This window comes from Caenimonas aquaedulcis (assembly GCF_015831345.1).
GTDB lineage: Bacteria > Pseudomonadota > Gammaproteobacteria > Burkholderiales > Burkholderiaceae_C > Ramlibacter > Ramlibacter aquaedulcis.
In genome coordinates this window covers 2,391,035-2,409,152 of the sequence record NZ_JADWYS010000001.1, presented here as the reverse complement: position 1 = coordinate 2,409,152, position 18,118 = coordinate 2,391,035, and the positions used below count along the sequence as shown (strand labels likewise).

At 68.4% G+C, this 18,118-nt stretch carries 18 protein-coding genes; 11 read left to right on the top strand and 7 right to left on the bottom strand.

Annotated features, from left to right (window positions below):
• Positions 1-3 precede the first annotated feature (3 nt).
• A complete protein-coding gene (locus I5803_RS11535; protein ID WP_196986504.1) occupies positions 4-246 on the top strand; it encodes a hypothetical protein in 243 nt (80 codons plus the stop codon).
• Between the two features lie 6 nt (positions 247-252).
• Here the strand turns inward: I5803_RS11535 and I5803_RS11530 are convergent, their stop codons facing one another.
• A complete protein-coding gene (locus I5803_RS11530; RefSeq protein WP_196986503.1) occupies positions 253-1,785 on the bottom strand; it encodes a serine hydrolase domain-containing protein in 1,533 nt (510 codons plus the stop codon).
• 130 nt (positions 1,786-1,915) lie between these two features.
• Between I5803_RS11530 and I5803_RS11525 the strand changes: the two genes are divergently transcribed.
• The 5 genes from I5803_RS11525 to I5803_RS11505 all read left to right on the top strand — a co-directional run bounded on the left by I5803_RS11525 (position 1,916) and on the right by I5803_RS11505 (position 5,551).
• Positions 1,916-2,254, top strand: coding sequence for a hypothetical protein (locus tag I5803_RS11525; protein ID WP_196986502.1), 339 nt, complete (start codon positions 1,916-1,918; stop codon positions 2,252-2,254).
• A 151-nt stretch (positions 2,255-2,405) separates the two neighbouring features.
• Positions 2,406-3,917 (top strand): DUF4331 domain-containing protein, encoded by a 1,512-nt coding sequence (locus I5803_RS11520; RefSeq protein ID WP_196986501.1) that lies wholly within the window; start codon positions 2,406-2,408, stop codon positions 3,915-3,917.
• A 17-nt stretch (positions 3,918-3,934) separates the two neighbouring features.
• On the top strand, positions 3,935-4,195 hold the full coding sequence (locus tag I5803_RS11515; protein WP_196986500.1) for a hypothetical protein: 261 nt from the start codon (positions 3,935-3,937) through the stop codon (positions 4,193-4,195).
• Positions 4,196-4,208: 13 nt separating this feature from the next.
• Positions 4,209-5,024, top strand: a complete 816-nt coding sequence (locus tag I5803_RS11510; protein ID WP_196986499.1) for a DUF4198 domain-containing protein — start codon at positions 4,209-4,211, stop codon at positions 5,022-5,024.
• 83 nt (positions 5,025-5,107) lie between these two features.
• Positions 5,108-5,551 carry a nuclear transport factor 2 family protein gene (locus tag I5803_RS11505; protein WP_196986498.1) on the top strand — a complete coding sequence of 148 codons (444 nt, stop codon included), beginning with the start codon at positions 5,108-5,110 and terminating at the stop codon, positions 5,549-5,551.
• On the opposite strand, the gene I5803_RS11500 is transcribed toward I5803_RS11505, so the two are convergent.
• Positions 5,552-9,112: an indolepyruvate ferredoxin oxidoreductase family protein gene (locus I5803_RS11500; RefSeq protein WP_196986497.1), complete on the bottom strand. Its 3,561-nt coding sequence runs from the start codon at positions 9,110-9,112 to the stop codon at positions 5,552-5,554. It abuts the gene before it with no gap.
• A gap of 101 nt (positions 9,113-9,213) precedes the next feature.
• Here I5803_RS11500 and I5803_RS11495 point away from each other — a divergent pair, with 101 nt between their 5' ends.
• Positions 9,214-9,717 carry an Lrp/AsnC family transcriptional regulator gene (locus tag I5803_RS11495; protein ID WP_196986496.1) on the top strand — a complete coding sequence of 168 codons (504 nt, stop codon included), beginning with the start codon at positions 9,214-9,216 and terminating at the stop codon, positions 9,715-9,717.
• A 7-nt stretch (positions 9,718-9,724) separates the two neighbouring features.
• Here I5803_RS11495 and I5803_RS11490 read toward each other — a convergent pair whose 3' ends face one another.
• Positions 9,725-10,213, bottom strand: coding sequence for a BON domain-containing protein (locus I5803_RS11490; protein WP_196986495.1), 489 nt, complete (start codon positions 10,211-10,213; stop codon positions 9,725-9,727).
• 111 nt (positions 10,214-10,324) lie between these two features.
• Here I5803_RS11490 and I5803_RS11485 point away from each other — a divergent pair, with 111 nt between their 5' ends.
• On the top strand, positions 10,325-11,068 hold the full coding sequence (locus I5803_RS11485) for a response regulator (RefSeq protein ID WP_196986494.1): 744 nt from the start codon (positions 10,325-10,327) through the stop codon (positions 11,066-11,068).
• Positions 11,069-11,163: 95 nt separating this feature from the next.
• Positions 11,164-11,796, top strand: a complete 633-nt coding sequence (locus I5803_RS11480) for an NAD(P)-dependent oxidoreductase (RefSeq protein ID WP_196986493.1) — start codon at positions 11,164-11,166, stop codon at positions 11,794-11,796.
• 15 nt (positions 11,797-11,811) lie between these two features.
• Here the strand turns inward: I5803_RS11480 and I5803_RS11475 are convergent, their stop codons facing one another.
• Positions 11,812-12,519, bottom strand: coding sequence for a glutathione S-transferase N-terminal domain-containing protein (locus tag I5803_RS11475; protein WP_196986492.1), 708 nt, complete (start codon positions 12,517-12,519; stop codon positions 11,812-11,814).
• Positions 12,520-12,673: 154 nt separating this feature from the next.
• On the opposite strand from I5803_RS11475, the gene I5803_RS11470 reads away from it, so the two are divergent.
• Positions 12,674-14,557, top strand: coding sequence for a hypothetical protein (locus tag I5803_RS11470; RefSeq protein ID WP_196986491.1), 1,884 nt, complete (start codon positions 12,674-12,676; stop codon positions 14,555-14,557).
• A 6-nt stretch (positions 14,558-14,563) separates the two neighbouring features.
• Here I5803_RS11470 and I5803_RS11465 read toward each other — a convergent pair whose 3' ends face one another.
• Genes I5803_RS11465 through I5803_RS11455 form a run of 3 tightly spaced genes read right to left on the bottom strand, consistent with a single transcriptional unit; the run spans position 14,564 to position 17,462 of the window.
• Positions 14,564-15,673: an ABC transporter permease gene (locus tag I5803_RS11465; RefSeq protein WP_196988534.1), complete on the bottom strand. Its 1,110-nt coding sequence runs from the start codon at positions 15,671-15,673 to the stop codon at positions 14,564-14,566.
• A 17-nt stretch (positions 15,674-15,690) separates the two neighbouring features.
• Positions 15,691-16,473: an ABC transporter ATP-binding protein gene (locus I5803_RS11460; RefSeq protein ID WP_196986490.1), complete on the bottom strand. Its 783-nt coding sequence runs from the start codon at positions 16,471-16,473 to the stop codon at positions 15,691-15,693.
• Complete coding sequence (locus tag I5803_RS11455; protein ID WP_196986489.1) at positions 16,470-17,462, bottom strand: HlyD family secretion protein; 993 nt, start codon at positions 17,460-17,462, stop codon at positions 16,470-16,472. Before I5803_RS11455 ends, I5803_RS11460 begins: the two co-directional genes overlap by 4 nt.
• Before the next feature lie 164 nt (positions 17,463-17,626).
• Between I5803_RS11455 and I5803_RS11450 the strand changes: the two genes are divergently transcribed.
• On the top strand, positions 17,627-18,070 hold the full coding sequence (locus I5803_RS11450) for a helix-turn-helix domain-containing protein (RefSeq protein ID WP_196986488.1): 444 nt from the start codon (positions 17,627-17,629) through the stop codon (positions 18,068-18,070).
• Positions 18,071-18,118 lie beyond the last annotated feature (48 nt).

Here is an 18,118-nt window from a genome sequence, read left to right as displayed (position 1 = left end):
CAAATGAACACCATCGCCGCCACCCCCTTCGCCGCCGCCCCCCAACCCCTGCTGTCCCTCACCGCGCGCATCGCCGCCGGTGTCGCGGTCGGCGCGGCCATCTCGCTCGTCATGCTCGGCGCCGGGCAGGCCAGCCACCAGGCCGTGCAGACGGCCGCCCAGGCGTTTGCGGGCAACGTGCAGCACGTCAAGCTGTCGACGGTGGAAATCGTGGGCCGCCGCGAGACCGGCAGCAAGCGCACCTGAGGCCCGCTAGCGCGCTTCGCCGGAAAAGCTGGTCTTGGCCCCGGTGGAATTGGTCACCGTGACCGCCACCCGGGCGCCATCGAAGCGCAATTCATAGGTCCTCGAGATGCCCTCTTCGGGCACGCGCAGGACCGCCGACAAGGTCGATGCATCCGTCCAGCCCGCCTGGATCGCCGTCAAGCCTTCCGGTGTCTCGCTCATCGTGAACTTCCCATCCATCCCCAAAGGCAAGGTGACCTTCATGGTCGCATTGCTCGTGCGCGAGGTATAGACGACGAGCTCCATCGCCGGTGCACCGTCCATGCGCAGCGTCATCTCCTTCATGCCCCAGGGATTGCGCTCGAGCGCATAGGTCCTGCCCGCGACTTCACGCGCGATCGGCGGCGCGGCCGGCAAGGTCGCCATCGGCTTGGGGGTGGCCGCCTCGCGGATCTTCGCGTCCAGCGCGGCCTGCCCCTGGGCGTCGGCGGGCAGCGGCGATGCCGACCGCGCGGCGCGCGCGAGATGGTCGATCACGTTGTCGAGCGGGTAATTGGAGCGGCCCGTCATCGCCGCCACGACGCCCGTCTCGGGCATCACCACGATCAACTGCCGGTCGAAGCCGACGGTGAAATACGCGCCGCGCGAGGGCAGCGTCCACCAGCCGTCCGCGTACTTCCAGGCGCCCGTCGCGAACATCGGCACGCTCGCCTGGAACACCTTGTCGGCCCAGGCGCGCGGCACGACCTGCGTGCCGTTCCACTGGCCATGATGGAGGTAGAGATAGCCGAAGCGGGCCATGTCCTGCGTCCTGAGGTACAGGCCGAAGCCGCCGGTCGCCACGCCTTGCGGGTCGAGGCGCCAGCGCCAGTCCACGATGCCGAGCGGCGCGAGCAGGTGTTTGGCCGCGAAGTCCCGCGACGGCATGCCCGACGCGAGCGACACGATCGCGGACACCAGCTGCCAGTCGCCGCTGTTGTAGTTGAACTTCGCCCCCGGCGCCTGCGCCATCGGGCGGTCGAGGACGAACTGCACCCAGTTCGCGCTGCGGCCCATGGCGATCATCGTTTCGGGCACCTCGTCCGACAGGGGTTCCACCCACGAGATGCCCGAGGTCATGTTCAGCAGCTGCTGCACGGTGATCGCGCGTTTGCGATCGTCCTCGTTCGCGGCGGTCGCGCCTTTGAAGAACCCCAGCGCCGGCGCGTTCACGTCCAGCCGGCCCTGTCCCGCCGCGATCCCGGCGAGCGCGCCCATCACCGCCTTGGTGGAGGAGTTGATGCGGTGCTTCATGCCGCGCTGGAATGGCGCGTAGTACGCCTCGGCGACGATACGGCCCCAGCGCGTGACGACCAGGCTGTCCATGCGCGTGTTGGCGCCGAATTCCACGAAGGTCGCGAGCGCCGCGGAGTCCATGCCCATCTCCTCGGGCGTGGCGCGTTCCCACTCGGCCGCGGGCCATGCCGGCGCGGGCGCCTGCGCGAAAGCACAGGTCGCGAAAGCGCAGATGAACAGCGCGCCGCACGCGCGCCGGAAGACGGACTGCATGGATGGGTTCATGGCTGGACTATAGCGATGCACGGGACTTCGCCTGACGCTTCCGCCGCACGAACTCCTACAAACCGCCCGCGGCCCGTCTCCGTACTACTCATGCGGGCGCTGTGCCCGAGCCAACTTTGGAACACACACCATGAAAACGATCTCCATCCTCGCGGCCGCCGCGATCGCCTCCGCCTCCGCTTTTGCCCAGGCACCCGCCGGCACCGTCATGCGTCCCGCCGCCGAAGCCAACGCCGCCAAGTCCGGCGGAATGCCGGCCGAGAAGGCCGAAATGAAAAAGGACGGCAAGACCATGGGCAGCGGCCCCTCCGCCAACTGGAAAGCCATGGACGCCAACGGCGACGGCATGGTCTCGCAGGAAGAGTACATGGCCTACCACACCAACAACTGGAAGAAGATGAAGATGACCAAGGGCAACATGATCTCCATGCAGGACATGGAAGCCCAGATGGCTTCCGGCCCGAACTGATCGTTAGCGCCGCCGTTTCCCGCGGAACACCGCCATGCGCGAAAGCGCGTGGCGGTGTTTTCACATGAGCCAAAACCGTTTCGGGATTGCCCGCGTACTGCATGCAGGGGACGCCGTGTCGGTGGCCCTGACAGCTCTTCCAGGAGACTCCATGAAACTTTCTTCGATCGCGTCCGCGGCACTGCTGCTGACCCTCGGCGCCGCGAGCGTCGCGTTCGCATCCAGCCACCGCGAGGGCCCGTACATCACGAGCCAGCCCAAGGTGGACGGCACCGACTTCTACATGTTCCGCAGCTACGAGCCCGGCCGCCAGGGCTTCGTGACGATGCTCGCGAACTACCAGCCGTTCCAGGACCCGCAGGGCGGACCCAACTTCTATATGTTCGACCCGAACGCGCTGTACGAAATCCACGTGGACAACAACGGCGACGCGGTGGAGGACATGACCTTCCAGTTCCGCTTCAACAATGCGTCCAAGGACGGCGCGCTCGCCGTCGGCGGCAAGCAGACGAAAATCCCGCTCATCAACAGCGGCCCCATCTCCGGCGTGAACCCCGCCACGCTCAACGTGCGCGAAACCTTCACGATCGACCTCGTGCGCGGCAACCGCCGCGGCGGCGCACGCACGTCCGTCACCAACGCGGCCGGCGGCTCGGCGACCTTCGACAAGCCGGTGGACAACATCGGCGAGAAGGTGTTCCCCGGCGGCTATGCGGCCTATGCGAACCAGCATATCTACAACGTCGCCATCCCCGGCTGCGCGACGCCCGGCAAGGTGTTCGTCGGCCAGCGCAAGGAGCCCTTCTACATCGCGGTGGGCAAGACGTTCGACCTCTTCAACCTGAACCCGCTCGGCCCGGAGGTGGGCGGCAACAACAACGACCTGGAAGCCAAGAACGTCAGTTCCATCGCGATGGAATTGCCGATCGATTGCGTCGCCACCTCGGCCGATCCCGTGATCGGCGCCTTCACCACGGCCAGCCTGCGCCAGGCGCGCCTCGTCAACGGCGCCCCGGGCACGGGCCTCGCGAAAGCCACCAAGGAAGGCGGCGCATGGACGCAGGTGTCGCGCGTCGGCATGCCGCTCGTCAATGAAGTCGTGATCGGCCTGGCCGACAAGGACAAGTTCAACGCGTCGCGTCCTTCCGGTGACGGGCAGTTCATCGACTACGTGACGAACCCCGCGTTGCCTGCGCTGATCGAGAGCCTGTTCCCCTCGGCCAAGGCGCCGACCAACTTCCCGCGCACCGACCTCGTCACCGTGTTCCTCAAGGGACTCGAAGGCGTGAACCAGCCGAAGAACGTGGTCGCGTCCGAAATGCTGCGCCTCAACACTTCCATCGCGGCGACACCGGCGGCCAGCCAGAACGCGCTCGGCGTCCCCGGCGGCGACCTCGCGGGCTTCCCGAACGGACGCCGCCCGGCCGACGACGTGGTCGACCTCTCTCTGCGCGTCGCGATGGGCGCCCTGTGCGCGCTGACCGGCACCGCCGACACGCTGAAGGTGGGCTGCAAGCCGTCCGATGCGCCCGCGGGCGGCCTGCCGCTGACCGATGGCGTGCGCAAGACCGCGGCCAACTACGGCACGGCATTCCCGTACCTCACCACCCCGATCACGGGCAACTTCAACCCGGCTCCCGCGGCCGGCACGACCTACCCGTGACACCGAGGACCCTGCACATGCACAAACTTCAACTCCGAAGCGCAGCCGTGGTCCTGGCAGCGTCCGCGCTGCTGGCGGGCTGCGGCGGCGGCGGCGACGACGCTCCCGCAACGGCGAGGACGACCGACGTGCCGGGCTCCGCGCAATCCAGCGTGGACGGCCTGATCGCGTACCTCCAGGAACTGATCGCACAGACCAGCGAAACCACCGAGCCCGTGCTCGTGGGAGATGCCGTGCTGCCCACCAGCGACACGACGGAACCCGCGGCCGTCAACTGAAGGCGCCGCGAACATGAAATGGGGCGACACCGTCGCCTGCGCGGTGGCCGCCATCTCCCTGATGGGATGGGGCCCCGCGCTTTCGCACGAATTCTGGATGGTGCCCGACCGTTTCCATCCCGCCGGCGACTCCGTGTCGCTGGCGATGCAGGTCGGGGAGAATTTCAGCGGTGAGCTCGTGGGCGTGTCCACCGCTTTCGTCACGCAATTGCATCGGCGCGCCGCGGGCCGGGCGAGCGACCTGCGTGCGTTCATTCCCGCCGCGCCCTCGGGAGCCATGCAGGTGCCCCTCGCCGGCTCCGGGACGCAACTGTTCTGGGCGGACACGCAGCCCAGCCATGTGGAGCTGGACGCGGGACGCTTCCACGCGTACCTGCACGACGAAGGGCTCGACGGGATCATCGATGCGCGCACCCGGGCCGGCACGGCCGACCAGCCCGGGCGCGAGCGGTTCCGGCGCCACGTGAAGACGCTGGTCAACACAGCCGCCGAGCCGGGCGATGCCGCGCTGCATGTCACCGGCCAGCGCCTGGAGATCGTTCCCCTCTCGGACCCCACGGCCGCGCCCGCGGGAGGCGACCTCGTGTTCGAGGTGCTGTGGGAGGGCAAGCCGCTGCCGCGGGCGCTGGTGAAGTTCTGGCACCGCCGCGGCGGGCAGCTGCTCCTGATCCGCGCGACGACCGATGCGCAAGGCCGGCTCGTCGCCACGCCCCCCTTTGCCGGCACGTGGATGGCGAGCGTGGTGCACATGATCCCCGCGACCGATTCGCCGCAGGACGACTGGGACAGTCACTGGGGCAGCCTCACGTTCGAGATGCGCGCACGCTGAGCGTGCGGTGCACGCGTCCGAAAACAGCCAGTCACGGGGCGGTCCCCGGCCGACCATGCAGCCTTCCCACCAAGGAGATCATCATGGACTCGCAAGCCACCAAGGAAATCGTGAAGAACGCGTGGGCCGCTTTCGCGACACGGGATGCGGCGCGCATCGAGGCGGTGTTCACGCCCGACGCGATCTGGCATGCGCCGCCGGGCAACGCGACCGGCGTCGCGCTCGGCTACACGCAGTTCGACCTGACGCGCGACGTCATCGTGCGATTCCTTTCGCGCGAGTTCGCAACGCTGTTCGTGGCGGACGTCCAATCGACGCCGCGCAGCCTCACGGCCGAAGGATCGCGTGCGGTGCTGGAGACGACGTTCCGGGCGCGGCTGTCCAGCGGCAGGCACTACGAGAACGACTATTGCTTCGTCATCGACGTCATGGACGGCCGCATCCACCGCATGCGCGAGTACATGGACACGCAGCGCGGCTTTCGCTGCATCTTCGGCGACGCCGGCAGCCTGGCGACTTCGGGCTGATCAGCGGGCGGACACGACGGCGATCCCGCGCAGCTGGCCCGCCTGCGCCTTCGCTTCCGGCCGCGGATACGCGACCGGGTCGAGCCGATGCAGCAGCTCCGCCTCGCGCGTGCGCGCCAGCGCGACGTTCGCGAGCTTCACGTGGCCGAACCCGCGCATGGACAGCGGCAGGGACGCGATGTCCGTCGCGATGCCCAGCCGCCGTGCATCGAGCAGGGGCAGCAGCGACTCGATGCGCGCCACGTAGTCCTCGATCAACTGCCGCTCCATGCGGCGCTCCTGCGTGCGGCCGAAGATGTCGAAGGGCGTGCCGCGCAGCATGCGTCCGCGCGCCAGCAGCTTCATCGCGTGCTGCATCCATGCGCCGAGCCGGACCTTGCGCGGCGCCTGGCCGTCCTTCGCGCGGCTGAGGAAGGGCGGGGCCATGTAGAACTCGAGCGAGACCTCGCCTTCGAACTGCTGGCGCAACTGCTGCTGGAAGCGTCCGTCGGTGTACAGGCGCGCGACCTCGTATTCGTCCTTGTACGCCATGAGCTTGAGCAGCGCGCGCGCCACCGCCGCCGTGAAAGGCAGGCCGCTCCCCTCGTCGAGCGAGAGTTCACCCGCGCGCACACGGGAGACGAGTTGCGCATAGCGCTTCGCGTAGGCGGCGCCCTGGTAAGCGGTGAGGTGATCGATGCCGCGCGCGATCGACGCGTCGAGCGAGTCGGCGGGCGGCGCATCCAGGCTTTCTTCTTCGAGCAGCTGGCGCAGCGCGGACGGCGAGGCGGCCTCGAGGCGGCCGAGCGAGAAGGCGAGCAGGTTGGTTTCGACCGCGACGCCGTTCAATTCGATCGCGCGTCGCAGCGCGGCGAGGCCCACCGGCAGGAGGCCGCGCTGCCACGCGTAGCCGACGGTCAGCATGTTCGCGAGGATGGAGTCGCCGAGCAGCGCCTCCGCGAGTGCCTGGGCATCGAGCGTTTCGACGCGATCGTCGCCCGCGGCGAAGCGCAGCTTGTCCAGCAGCTGGGGGATGCGCAGCTGCGCATCGGGGTTGCGCAGCGACTCGGCCACGGGCGTCTCGTGCACGTTCGCCAGCACGCGCGTGCGGCCGCGACGCACGGTCTGCAAGGCTTCCGGCGAAGCGCCCACGACCGCGTCGCAGGCGACGATCGCATCGGCCTGCTGCGTGTCGATGCGCACCTGGTTCAGCCGCGAGGGCACGTCGGCCAGGCGCACGAACGCGAGCACGCTGCCGCCTTTTTGCGCGAAGCCCATGAAGTCCAGCACGCTCGCGGACTTGCCTTCGAGGTGAGCGGCCATCGCGATCACCGCGCCCACGGTCACGATGCCCGTGCCGCCCACGCCCGCGACGAGCAGGTCGTAGGGGCCGGTCCACGCGTGCGGCGCGGGCGGCGGCAAGACGTCGACCAGGCGCGCGACCTCGCTCCCGCGGCGCGCCAGCGCGCCGGCCTTCCTGCGCGGCTGGCCGCCCAGCACGCCGACGAAGCTCGGGCAGAAACCCTTGGCGCACGAGTAGTCCTTGTTGCATGCGCTCTGGTCGATGCGGCGCTTGCGGCCGAGCGGCGTCTCCGTCGGCAGCACGGCGACGCAGTTCGATTGCACGGAGCAATCCCCGCAGCCTTCGCACACCTGCTCGTTGATGAAGAGCCGGCGCGCGGGCTCGACGAGCTCGCCCTTCTTGCGGCGGCGGCGCTTCTCGGCCGCACAGGTCTGCTCGTAGATCAGCACCGTGACGCCGGGCATCTCGCGCAGGCGCCGCTGCACGGCGTCGAGTTCGGCGCGGTCGTGGAACTCCGTCCCCGCGGGAAAGCGCGCGTGGATGCCGTCGTACTTCGAGATGTCGTCGGACATCACGATCACCTGCTTCACGCCCTCGGCCTCGACCTGCCGTGCGATGCCGTCGACGGTGATGATCCCGTCCACCGGCTGGCCGCCCGTCATCGCGACCGCGTCGTTGAAGAGGATCTTGTAGGTGAGCGTCGCTTTCGCCGCGACGGCCTGCCGGATCGCGAGATAGCCCGAGTGGTAGTAGGTGCCGTCGCCCAGGTTCTGGAACACGTGCGGCACCCTGGTGAACATCGCGTGCGACACCCAGTCCACCCCTTCGCCGCCCATCTGGATCAGGCCCTCGGTCTCCCGGTCCATCCAGCTCGCCATGAAATGGCAGCCGATGCCTGCCTGCGCATGCGAGCCCTCGGGCACCTTCGTCGAGGTGTTGTGCGGGCAGCCCGCGCAGAAGTACGGCAGGCGCTTCACGGCATCGGCCGCGTTGGCGAGCAGCTCGGGCGGCGTGAAGTCGCGCACGAGGTGGCGGCGGTCGAGGTCCGGGAAGTGCGCGGCCAGCCAGTCGGCGACGATCTCGATGAGCCGCGACGGCCGCAGCTCGCCCAGCGGGGACACGAGCGGCGAGCCCATCGCATCGCGTTTGCCGATGACGACGGGGCGGTGCGGCGCGTTGTAGAACATGTCGCGCAACTGCGATTCGACGACGGGGCCCTTCTCCTCGATCACCAGCACTTCGCGCAGGCCGCGCACGAATTCGCCCATGCGCACCGGCTCGACCGGATAGGTCAGCCCGAGCTTGCAGATGCGCACGCCGTGCTGCGCGAGCGTCTCGGTGGAGATGTCCAGGCGCCGCAGCACCTCCATGAAGTCGAAGTGCGCCTTGCCGGCGGTCACGATCCCGCAGGTCGCCCGCGGGCTGTCGGCGATGGTCCGGTCGATGCTGTTGACGCGCGCGAAGGCGCGCACCGCGTCGAGCTTGGCGTGCAGCCGCTGCTCGATCACGAGCGAAGGCAGGTCGGGCCAGCGGTAGTGAAGGCCCCCCGCCGGGGCCGTATGCCCGGTGATGGAATCGACCGTCCGTGCGTCCTGCCAGGCCGCCATGCGCGCGTTGATCAGGTCGAGGTCCACGGTGCTGCCGCTCTCCACCACCTCCGACAGCGCGGTGAAGCCGACCCAGTTGCCCGAATAGCGAGACAGCGCCCAGCCGTACAGGCCGAATTCCAGGTACTCCGCGATGTTGGCGGGCGACACGACGGGCGCGTGGATCGCCTGGAAGGCCTGGTCGCTCTGGTGCGGCATCGAGGACGACACGCAGCCGTGGTCGTCCCCCGCCACCATCAGCACGCCGCCGTTCGGCGAAGCGCCGTAGGCGTTGCCGTGCTTGAGCGCATCGCCCGCGCGGTCCACGCCCGGGCCCTTGCCGTACCAGAGCGCGAAGACGCCGTCGCAGGTGCGCTCCGGGTCCGACTCCACGCGCTGCGTGCCCAGCACCGCGGTGGCGGCGAGTTCCTCGTTGATGGCGGGCAGGAACCTCACGCCTTGTTCCGCGAACTTCGGGCCGGCCTTCCACACCTGCTGGTCGACCATGCCGAGCGGCGAGCCGCGGTAGCCGCTGATGAATCCCTGCGACGCGATGCCCGCCGCGGCATCGCGCTGGCGCTGCATCAGCATGAGCCGCACGATGGCCTGGGTGCCGGTGAGGAAGATCTGCCCCTCGTGCGCCCAGAGCGCATCGGAGAGGCGGTAGCCGGGTCGGGCGAGGGTGTCGTTCATCGTGCCAAGGCTAAGGTGCGGGCTGGAGAATTTGCTTCTTTTCTTCTCCGATTTCATACTCCTGGGAGAAAACTGTTCTATGCGCCTGAGGAGACAAGAGAATGGATGAGCTCGACCGGCAGGACGTGGTGCTGCTCACGGAACTGCAGCGCGATTCGCACCAGACGGTGCAGCAGCTCGCCGACCGCGTGGGGCTTTCGAGCACGCCGTGCTGGAAGCGCATCAAGGACATGGAGGCGAGCGGGGTGATCCGCGGCTACACCGCGATCATCGACCGCGAGCGGGTCGGGCTCGCGCTGTGCGTCATCGCGGAGGTGAACCTCACCCGGCACAACGAGGACGTCGTCGTGCAGTTCGAAAAGGAGGTCGCGCACTGCCCGCAGATCGTGAGCTGCTACTCCACCACCGGCCAGGCCGACTACGTGATGAAGGTGCTGGCGCCGGACATCAAGAGCTACGAGCGCTTCCTGCACGAGACGGCGTTCAAGCTCCCGGGCGTCACGCATGTGCGCTCGAGCGTCGTCCTCAAGGAAGTGAAGGCGGACACGCGGCTGCCGATCCAGGCGCCGGGCAAGGCGGGCAAGTCGAAGGCGAGGCGCGGATAGGCGGGCGTCAGCGGCCCTGGACGGGATAGGGCGGGGCGCCCCGCGTTCCCACCATGGTCTGGTCCACGACGTTCATGACGTCGTCCATCAGCATCACCCACTTCACGAGCGCGTCGGCCTGCTCGCGCGAATTCACGCAGCCCAGGATCGTGACGATGCGCCGCTGCCCGAGGATCCATACGCTCGTGTCGTCGAAGCGCCCGTCGCGCTGGATGTACTGGACGGTGCGCGGGATGATCTCCTTGTCGTACAGGTACGAGTTCGGCAGGCGGCAGCGGCCGGAGAGGTAGCAGCTGCCCCCGTGCTGCGCGCGGATGTGCGCCGCGTCGCGAAATTCCTGCGGCGTCATCAACGGTCCTTCGGGCTCGGGGCAGTCGCGCAGGGCGGAGGTCACCTGCGCGAAGGGATCCTCGAAGAAATTCCTGCGCTCCTGCGCGCCACACGGGGCGGCATGCATCAAAAGGAGGAAAGCTGCGACAGCGAATGGCCCGTTCATGCTCCCTATTGTGCGAGCCTTGGGTATTTGTTACGCTTTCAGGCGAATCCCAGGGATATAGAGAGGGCGGTTGTACTGCACGAAGGCTGCAAGCCCCAGCGGATCGAACACATGACACAACACGCATCACCTGGGGTGGAAGCCCTGAAGGTATTGGTGATCGACGACCATCACCTCGTTCGCCTCGGCTTGCATTCGGCGCTGCGCCAGGTCGATCCCGACTGCAAGCTGCTGGAGGCCGAAACCCTTGCGGCCGGAATATCGGCCATCGAAGAAAATTCGGACATCGACCTCGTCCTGCTCGACCTGGGACTGCCCGGGTGCCGCGGCATCGATGCCGTCGAGCTCCTGTACGCGAGTTGTCCCTCCGCCCGCGTGGTGGTGGTGTCCGCCACGTACGACCTGCGCACCGTGCAGCTGGCGCTGAAACGCGGCGTGCTCGGCTTCGTCCCGAAGCTGTCGGGGGCGGAGGTGCTCGTGAGCGCCCTGCAATTCGTCCTGGCCGGCGGCATCTACGTTCCACCCGAGACCCTGTTCAACGGCGGCGAAGTTCCCGCCTTGGGGGCATCCAGTCCGCCGGGCGCGAACTCTCCCCAGGCCGCCGGGTTGACGGCGCGGCAGATCGACGTTTTGAAGCTGCTGCTGGACGGCCGGTCCAACAAGCAGATTTGCAGGGACCTGAACCTCGCGCTGGGCACCGTGAAGAGCCACGTCGCCGCGATCCTGCAGACGCTGGGCTGCTCGACGCGCGCGCAGGCCGTTGCAGCCGTGGAAAAGCGTGGCTGGCGGCACGCCCTCATGGGCGACGCCGCGGACGCGGGTAGGGAACCCGCCAAGGCTGCGCAACAACACTGATCCACGTGGCCTAAGCACCCCGGCTGATTGTCCGGGTGTCTCACCGGGAAACAGAATCTGCCCGTCAGTACCCCCTCGACGGGCAGGAGTAGTCGGTGAGAATTCTCGTAGTCGGCGCCAAAGGCCGCACCGGAGCAGAAGTCGTCAGTTGTGCGCTGAACGCCGGGCATGAAGTCACGGTGTTGGCCCATGACGCCGCCCACGTCCCTGCCAGGCACGAAAGGCTGCGCATCGTCGATGGCGACGTGATGCGCCCGGAATGCGTCGTGACGGCCATGCAGCGGCAGCAGGCAGTCATCAGCGCACTGGACCCGCCCGCCGGTGCCCTCGCCGATTCGACCGTCTCCGAAGGCACGCAGAACATCATGCGCGCCATGTCCGTCTCCGGTGTGATGCGCCTGGTCGTCCAGAGCGGGCTCATGGTGGGAAGCGGCCACGGCATGAACCTCGTGAAGCGCGTGTTCATCGCGGCCTGCAGGGCCGCGCACGGGCGCCTCTACGAGGACAAGGCCCGCACCGAAAGCCTGGTGCGCGAAAGCAACCTCGACTGGACCATCGTCCGCCCCCCGCGATTGAAGTGCTCGCCCGCGCGTGGCGGCTATCGCGTCGGCAGGGACCTCGACGTCGACATCCTGGCCGGGATCACGCATGCGGATGCGGCCGCCTTCCTCGTGCAGGCCGCGGCGACCGGCACGTATCGCGGCCAGATCCTCAACATCAGCTACTAGGCTGGCGCCTGCGGCTCAAACAGGCGCTGCCGGAATCGCGAGGCCGCGGATCACCGCGGGGCGCGCGACGAATTCGGCGAGCGCCCGCTTGACGTTCGGGAAGTTGTCGAACCCGACCAGCTCGCCTGCCCCATAGAAGCCCGCGAGGTTGCGGATCCAGGGGAAGGTCGCGATGTCCGCGATGCTGTAGGCGTCGCCCGCGATCCACGCGTGCCGGCCGAGCTGCACTTCCAGCACGCCGAGCAGCCGCCTGGCCTCGTCGACGTACCGGTCGCGGGGGCGCTTGTCCTCGAAATCCTTGCCGGCGAATTTGTGGAAGAAGCCGACCTGCCCGAACATCGGCCCGATCCCGCCCATCTGGAACATGAGCCACTGGATCACCGTGTAGCGTGCGGCGGCGTCGGCCGGGATGAGCTGGCCGGTCTTCTCCGCGAGGTAGAGCAGGATCGCGCCGGACTCGAAGAGGGGCAGCGGCCGCCCGCCCGGACCGTTCGGGTCCAGGATCGCGGGAATCTTGTTGTTCGGGTTGAGCGACAGGAATTCCGGCGACAGCTGGTCCTGCTTGTCGAAAGCGACACGGTGCACCTCGTAGGGCAGGCCCGTCTCCTCCAGCATGATGGAAATCTTCACGCCGTTGGGCGTCGGAAGCGAGTAAAGCTGCACGCGATCGGGGTGTTGCGCGGGCCATTTGCGCGTAATGGGGAAGGCCGAGAGGTCGTTCATCGGCCCAATATAAGCCGCCTCGCGAAACCCTGCTGAAGGCCGATGTAGGCCGCAAAGCTCAGCGCTGAGGGGCAAGCGTCCTACACCCTGCGGGACCTGAAGAGCTTTAGCCTTCGTTCCAAGGCAAGCACAGCCAATTCAATCAGGGACGAGCATGAGCAGCAGTATCACCCACACCGGCGAAGCCGGCGTCAACACCACCACCGGCGGCGACCAGTTCGCGCCGGCCATCGCCAACCTCCGGGACGGCTTCGTCGTGGTGTGGCAATCCTTCCAGCCGGACTACGCCACGGGCGTGCCCTCCACCGACATCTACCTGCAGCGTTACAGCAATGCGGGCGTGCCCGTGGGCGGGGAAGTGGTGGTCAACTCCATCTCCATCAACGAACAGGTCGAACCCACCGTGACGGCCACCGCCGACGGCGGCTTCGTCGTGGCCTGGTCCTCCCGCCAGGAGGCGTCCCCCTCCGGCGACGACTACGGCGTCTACCTGCAGCGCTTCGACGGCCAGGGCAACCTGCTCGGCACGCAGTCGCAGGTGAACACGCACAGCGCCCTGGACCAGGCGCATCCCGGCCTCACGGCGCTCGCCGGCGGTGGCTTCGTCGCCACGTGGTGGTCCGACACCGGCGCCGGCGGCGCCGTGTACTCGCGTGTGTATGGCGCGGACGGCGTGGCGGCCGGCGGTGAGACGCTGGTCACCGCTTCCAGCGCCGGCCCGCAATCCGCGCCGGTGACGACGGGCCTGGCCGATGGCGGCTATGTCATCGCCTGGGACGGCAGCAACGGCATCCATTCCCAGCGTTTCGACAGCCACGGAGCGGCAGTATCCGCCGACATGCGCGTCGACACGGGCGGCGGCGGCGCGATCGCCAAGCCCGCCATGGCGGCGCTGGCCGACGGCGGCTACGCGATCGCCTGGCAATCCGTCGCGAGCGACGGCAACGGCCTGGACATCCACATGCAGCGCTACGCCGCGAACGGCGCCACGATGGGCGGCGAGACGCTGGTGAACCACACGGTGGAAGGCCAGCAGACCTCCCCCGCCATCACCGCGATGAACGACGGCGGCTTCGTCGTCGCCTGGACGAGCACCGACGGCACGATGAACGGCAACGACGACATCGTCGCGCAGCGCTTCGACGCGAACGGCCACACGCTCGGCGGCGAAACCATGCTCAATTCGACCATGGCGGGCAACCAGTCGGACGTCACGCTCGCAGCCGAAGGCAGCGCCTACGTTGCCGCGTGGAGCTCGCAGGGGCAGGACGGCAGCGGCTGGGGCGTCGTGGCCACGGCCGTGCTGAGGAGCGACACGGCGCCCCTGCGGAGCATCGTCAAGGCGACCGAGAACAGCGACGTGCTCTACGGCACGTACGACGAGAACGCGTGCCTCGCGCTCGGCGGCGACGACGTCTACTACAGCCAGGGCGGCGCCGACTACTTCGACGGCGGCTCGGGCCGCGACACCTACATCTTCCCGAATTCGGTGAGCCAGGTGCATTCGTACACGCTCAAGGACGGCACGCTCACCATCCACACCGCCGACGACCATTACGCCGACACCGTGCCGATCATCATGGCCACCGAGCGCATCGTGTTCAGTGACGCCGTGTTCGCGCTGGACACGCAGGGCCCGTCGGGCTCCGCGCCCGCCGGCAGCGTCTGGCAAGCCGGCGCGCTGCTCCACGCGGCCTTCGGCACGGCACCGGACATGACGACCCTCAGCCGCTGGACGGCGCAGGCGGACACGTCCACCGGCATGGGCCAGCTCGGCCAGAAGCTGATCGACGCGAGCCTGCACGGCATCACCTCCGCCAACCTCGTGTCGCAGGTGTACTTCAACCTCACCGGCGTGCAGGCGAGCGCCGAAGTGGTGGCGAGCTTCACCGCGCAGATCGGCGCGGGCAAGACCTTCGCGACGCAGGGCGATGCGCTCGCCTACGCGGCCAACCTCTCGTACAACACCGACCACCTGGGCTTCATGGGTGTGGTGCAGCAGCTGGACCCGACGTTCTTCCCGCACGCGGTCATCTGAGAACGGTCAGTCCAGGGTCTGCCGGTACCGCGCCAGCGCGAGCGCCCCGGCGACCAGCATGAACGCCAGCATCGGCCACAGCTCGCCGACGAGCAGGTCGGCGGTGCTGCCTTTCAGCATGATCCCGCGCACGATGCGAAGGAAGTGCGTGAGCGGCAGCACCTCGCCGACCCACTGCGCCCATCGCGGCATCGCGCGGAACGGGAACATGAACCCCGAGAGCAGCATGCTGGGCAGGAAGAAGAAGAACGTCATCTGCATCGCCTGCAACTGGTTGCGCGCGAGCGTCGAAAAGGTGAAGCCGACGCCCAGGTTGGCGACGATGAACACGCCGATCATCGCCATGAGGAGCATGAAACTGCCTTCGAGCGGCACCTCGAACAGCAATGCCGCCGCGCCGAGGATCACGCCGAGCTGGACGTAGCCGATCACCACGTACGGCAGGATCTTGCCGGCCATCACCTCCGCGGGCAGCACCGGCGTCGCGAGCAGGTTCTCCATCGTCCCGCGCTCGCGCTCGCGCGTCATCGCCAGCGAGGTGAGCATCACCATGGTCATCGTGAGGATCGTGCCGATGAGGCCCGGCACGATGTTGTAGCGCGAGAGCCCCTCGGGGTTGTAGCGCCGGTGGACCACGACTTCGTAGGGGGCGGGTGGCGACTGCAGGAAACTGAGCGCGCCTGTGAGGTCCGGTTGCAGCGCCTGCGCGGCCGCTGCGTTGAGCGCTGCGAGCGCATTGCCCGAGGCCGACGGGTCCGTCGCATCGACCGCGACCAGCAGCTGCGGATGCTCGCCGCGCACCAGGCGCCGCGAGAACTGCGGCGGGATGACGACGATGAACTGCACCTCGCCCGACTCGATCAGCCTTTCGGCATCGCCCTCGCTCGTGCCCTGGTGGACGATGCGGAAGTAACCCGTGTTCTGCAGCGACGCGACGATGCTGCCCGCGAGCGGGCCGGTGTCCGCCGCGACGATCGCGGTGGGCAGGCCGCGCGGGTCCGTGTTGATCGCATAGCCGAAGAGCACGAGCTGCAGGATGGGCACGCCGACCGCCATGCCGAAGGTCAGCCGGTCGCGCAGCATCTGCTGGAACTCCTTGATGAAGACGGCGGCCATGCGCGCGAAGGAAAAACTCACGCCGCCTTCTCCTTGCGATGCCTGTCGCCGGCGGGCGCGAAATTGTCCTGCGCGCCCTCGATCAGCTTGATGAAGGTTTCTTCCAGCGAAGAGCCCGCGGGCAGACCCGCCTGCGCGACGATCTGCGGCTCGGTGCCGCGCGCGAGTACCTTGCCGTAGGCGATGTAGACGAGCTCATGGCAGCGCGCGGCCTCGTCCATGTAGTGGGTCGACACCAGCACCGTGATGCCCTCGTCCGCGAGCCGGTGGATCTGGTCCCAGAATTCGCGCCGCGCCTTCGGGTCGACGCCCGCGGTCGGTTCGTCGAGCAGCAGCAGCTTCGGGTCGTGAATGAGGCAGCCCGCGAGCGCGAGCCGCTGCTTCCAGCCGCCGGACAGCGCGCCCGCGAGCTGGCCCTGCCGCTCCACGAGTCCCAGCCGTTGCAGCGCCTGGTCCACCGCCGCGGCACGCTGCGGGACCTGGAACAGCCGCGCGATGAATTCCAGGTTCTCGCGGATCGACAGGTCTTCGTACCAGCCGAACTTCTGCGTCATGTAGCCGGCCTGCAGCTTGATCTCGCGCGCCTGCCGGATCACGTCCAGCCCGAGGCACGTGCCCTCGCCGTCGTCGGGCTTCAGCAGGCCGCAAAGCATGCGGATGGTGGTCGTCTTGCCGCTGCCGTTCGGGCCGAGGAAGCCGCAGATGCGTCCCGCGCCCACCTGCAGGTCGACATGGTCGACCACCGTGCGCCCGCCGTAGCGCTTGGTGAGCCCGCGCACGTCGATCGCGAGTTCGCTCATCGGCCGGTCGCGTTCGCCGCCGCCTTCACGCTCAGCGGCTGGCCGGGGCGAAGCCGCGGGGCATCCGCCGGCGCGGGCTTCGCCTCCAGCATGAACACGAGCTTGCGGCGCTGGGAATTGGAATAGATCACCGGCGGGGTGTATTCGGGCCGCGTCGCGATGCGCGTGATCCGCGCGCGGAGTGCCGCCCCGCACCCGTCGCATTCGACGAGCACGTCCTGGCCGAGCGCGAGTTTCGGCAATTCGGACTCGGGCACGTAGAAGCGCGCCTTGATGTTAGCGGGCGGCAGCAGGGCGACGACGGGCTGGCCCGCGGCCACGAACTCGCCGGGGCGAGAGAAGGTGTCGGCCACCTGCGCATCCGAGGGGGCGGTCTGCTGCTTCTGTTGCTGCCGCCACTCGGATTGGCGCAGCACCTGGCGCGCGGCTTCGACCTGCGCATCGGCCGCGTCGCGCGCATCCGATCGGGCGGGCAGGCGCGCCACCTGGACGGCCGATGCCAGTTCCGCCACACGCGCCTGGGCCTGCGCGAGCGTCGCCTGGGCCTCGTCGAGCTGCGCGCGCGAAATGAAGCCCCTGGCCACGAGTTCGCGCTTGCGCGTGAGGTCGTGCTGCGCGAGTTCCGCGGCCGCGCGCGCCTGCGCGAGCTGCGCCCGGTTCACCGCCACTTCGGGTTCGCGCTTGCCCTTGTCCGCGTCGCTCGCCTGCGATTGCGCGGCTTCGAGGCGCGCATTCGCTTCTTCGCGGGCCGCCTTTTCCGATTCCGATTCCAGCGCGAAGAGCGGCTTGCCGCGTCCCACCTGCTGGCCCGCCTCCACCGCGAGCACGCTGAGCGTCCCGGGCAGCGGGGAGGAGACGTAGATGTAATCGGCGTCCGCATAGCCGGACCAGCCCGCGTCGCGCGGGTCGCCGCAACCCGCGGGGAGCATGCAGGCCAACGCCGCCGCGCATCCGCAAAGCCGGTGCAAGGGGAAGGGAAGACGGCGCATCGCGGATTATTGGTCCCGCCGCAGCCCCTTGGCAACACGGCGCGATTGCATCGTTCCGCGCGCACATTATTGCGAGGTCGCCATTTTTTTAAATCCGGGCCATGGACGTGTTTGGACGCGTTGACACCTTCAGGGACCCTCCATTCGGTGCAAAATGGCGCCCTATGCCCAATATCGCCTCCGTCCTCAAATCCGAAATTTCGCGCCTCGCCCGCAAGGAAGTCCGCGCCGAGACCGATTCGTTGAAAGAAGCGTCCACGCGCTACCGCTCGGACATCGCCGCCCTGCGCAAGCAGATCAAGGCGATGGAATCGCAGATCCGCCAGCTCTCCAAGGGGGGCGGCCGTGGCGCGTCCTCCGCGGGCAAGCCCCAGGAAGAACCCACGGAGCGCCTGCGCTTTTCCGCCAAGGGCCTCGCCAGCCGCCGCCGCAAGCTGGGCCTGTCGGCCGAAGCCTTCGGCGCCTTGATCGGCGTCACCGGCCAGTCGATCTACAAGTGGGAAACCGGCAAGGCCACGCCGCGCGCCGCCCAGCTCAAGGCCATCGCCGGCGTGCGCTCGCTCGGCAAGCGCGAAGCCAACGCCAGGCTCGCCGCCCTCCAGCCCTGAGCGCCGCCTCGCTGTCCGGCCGCCGGGCGGACAGCGCGCGGACACCCG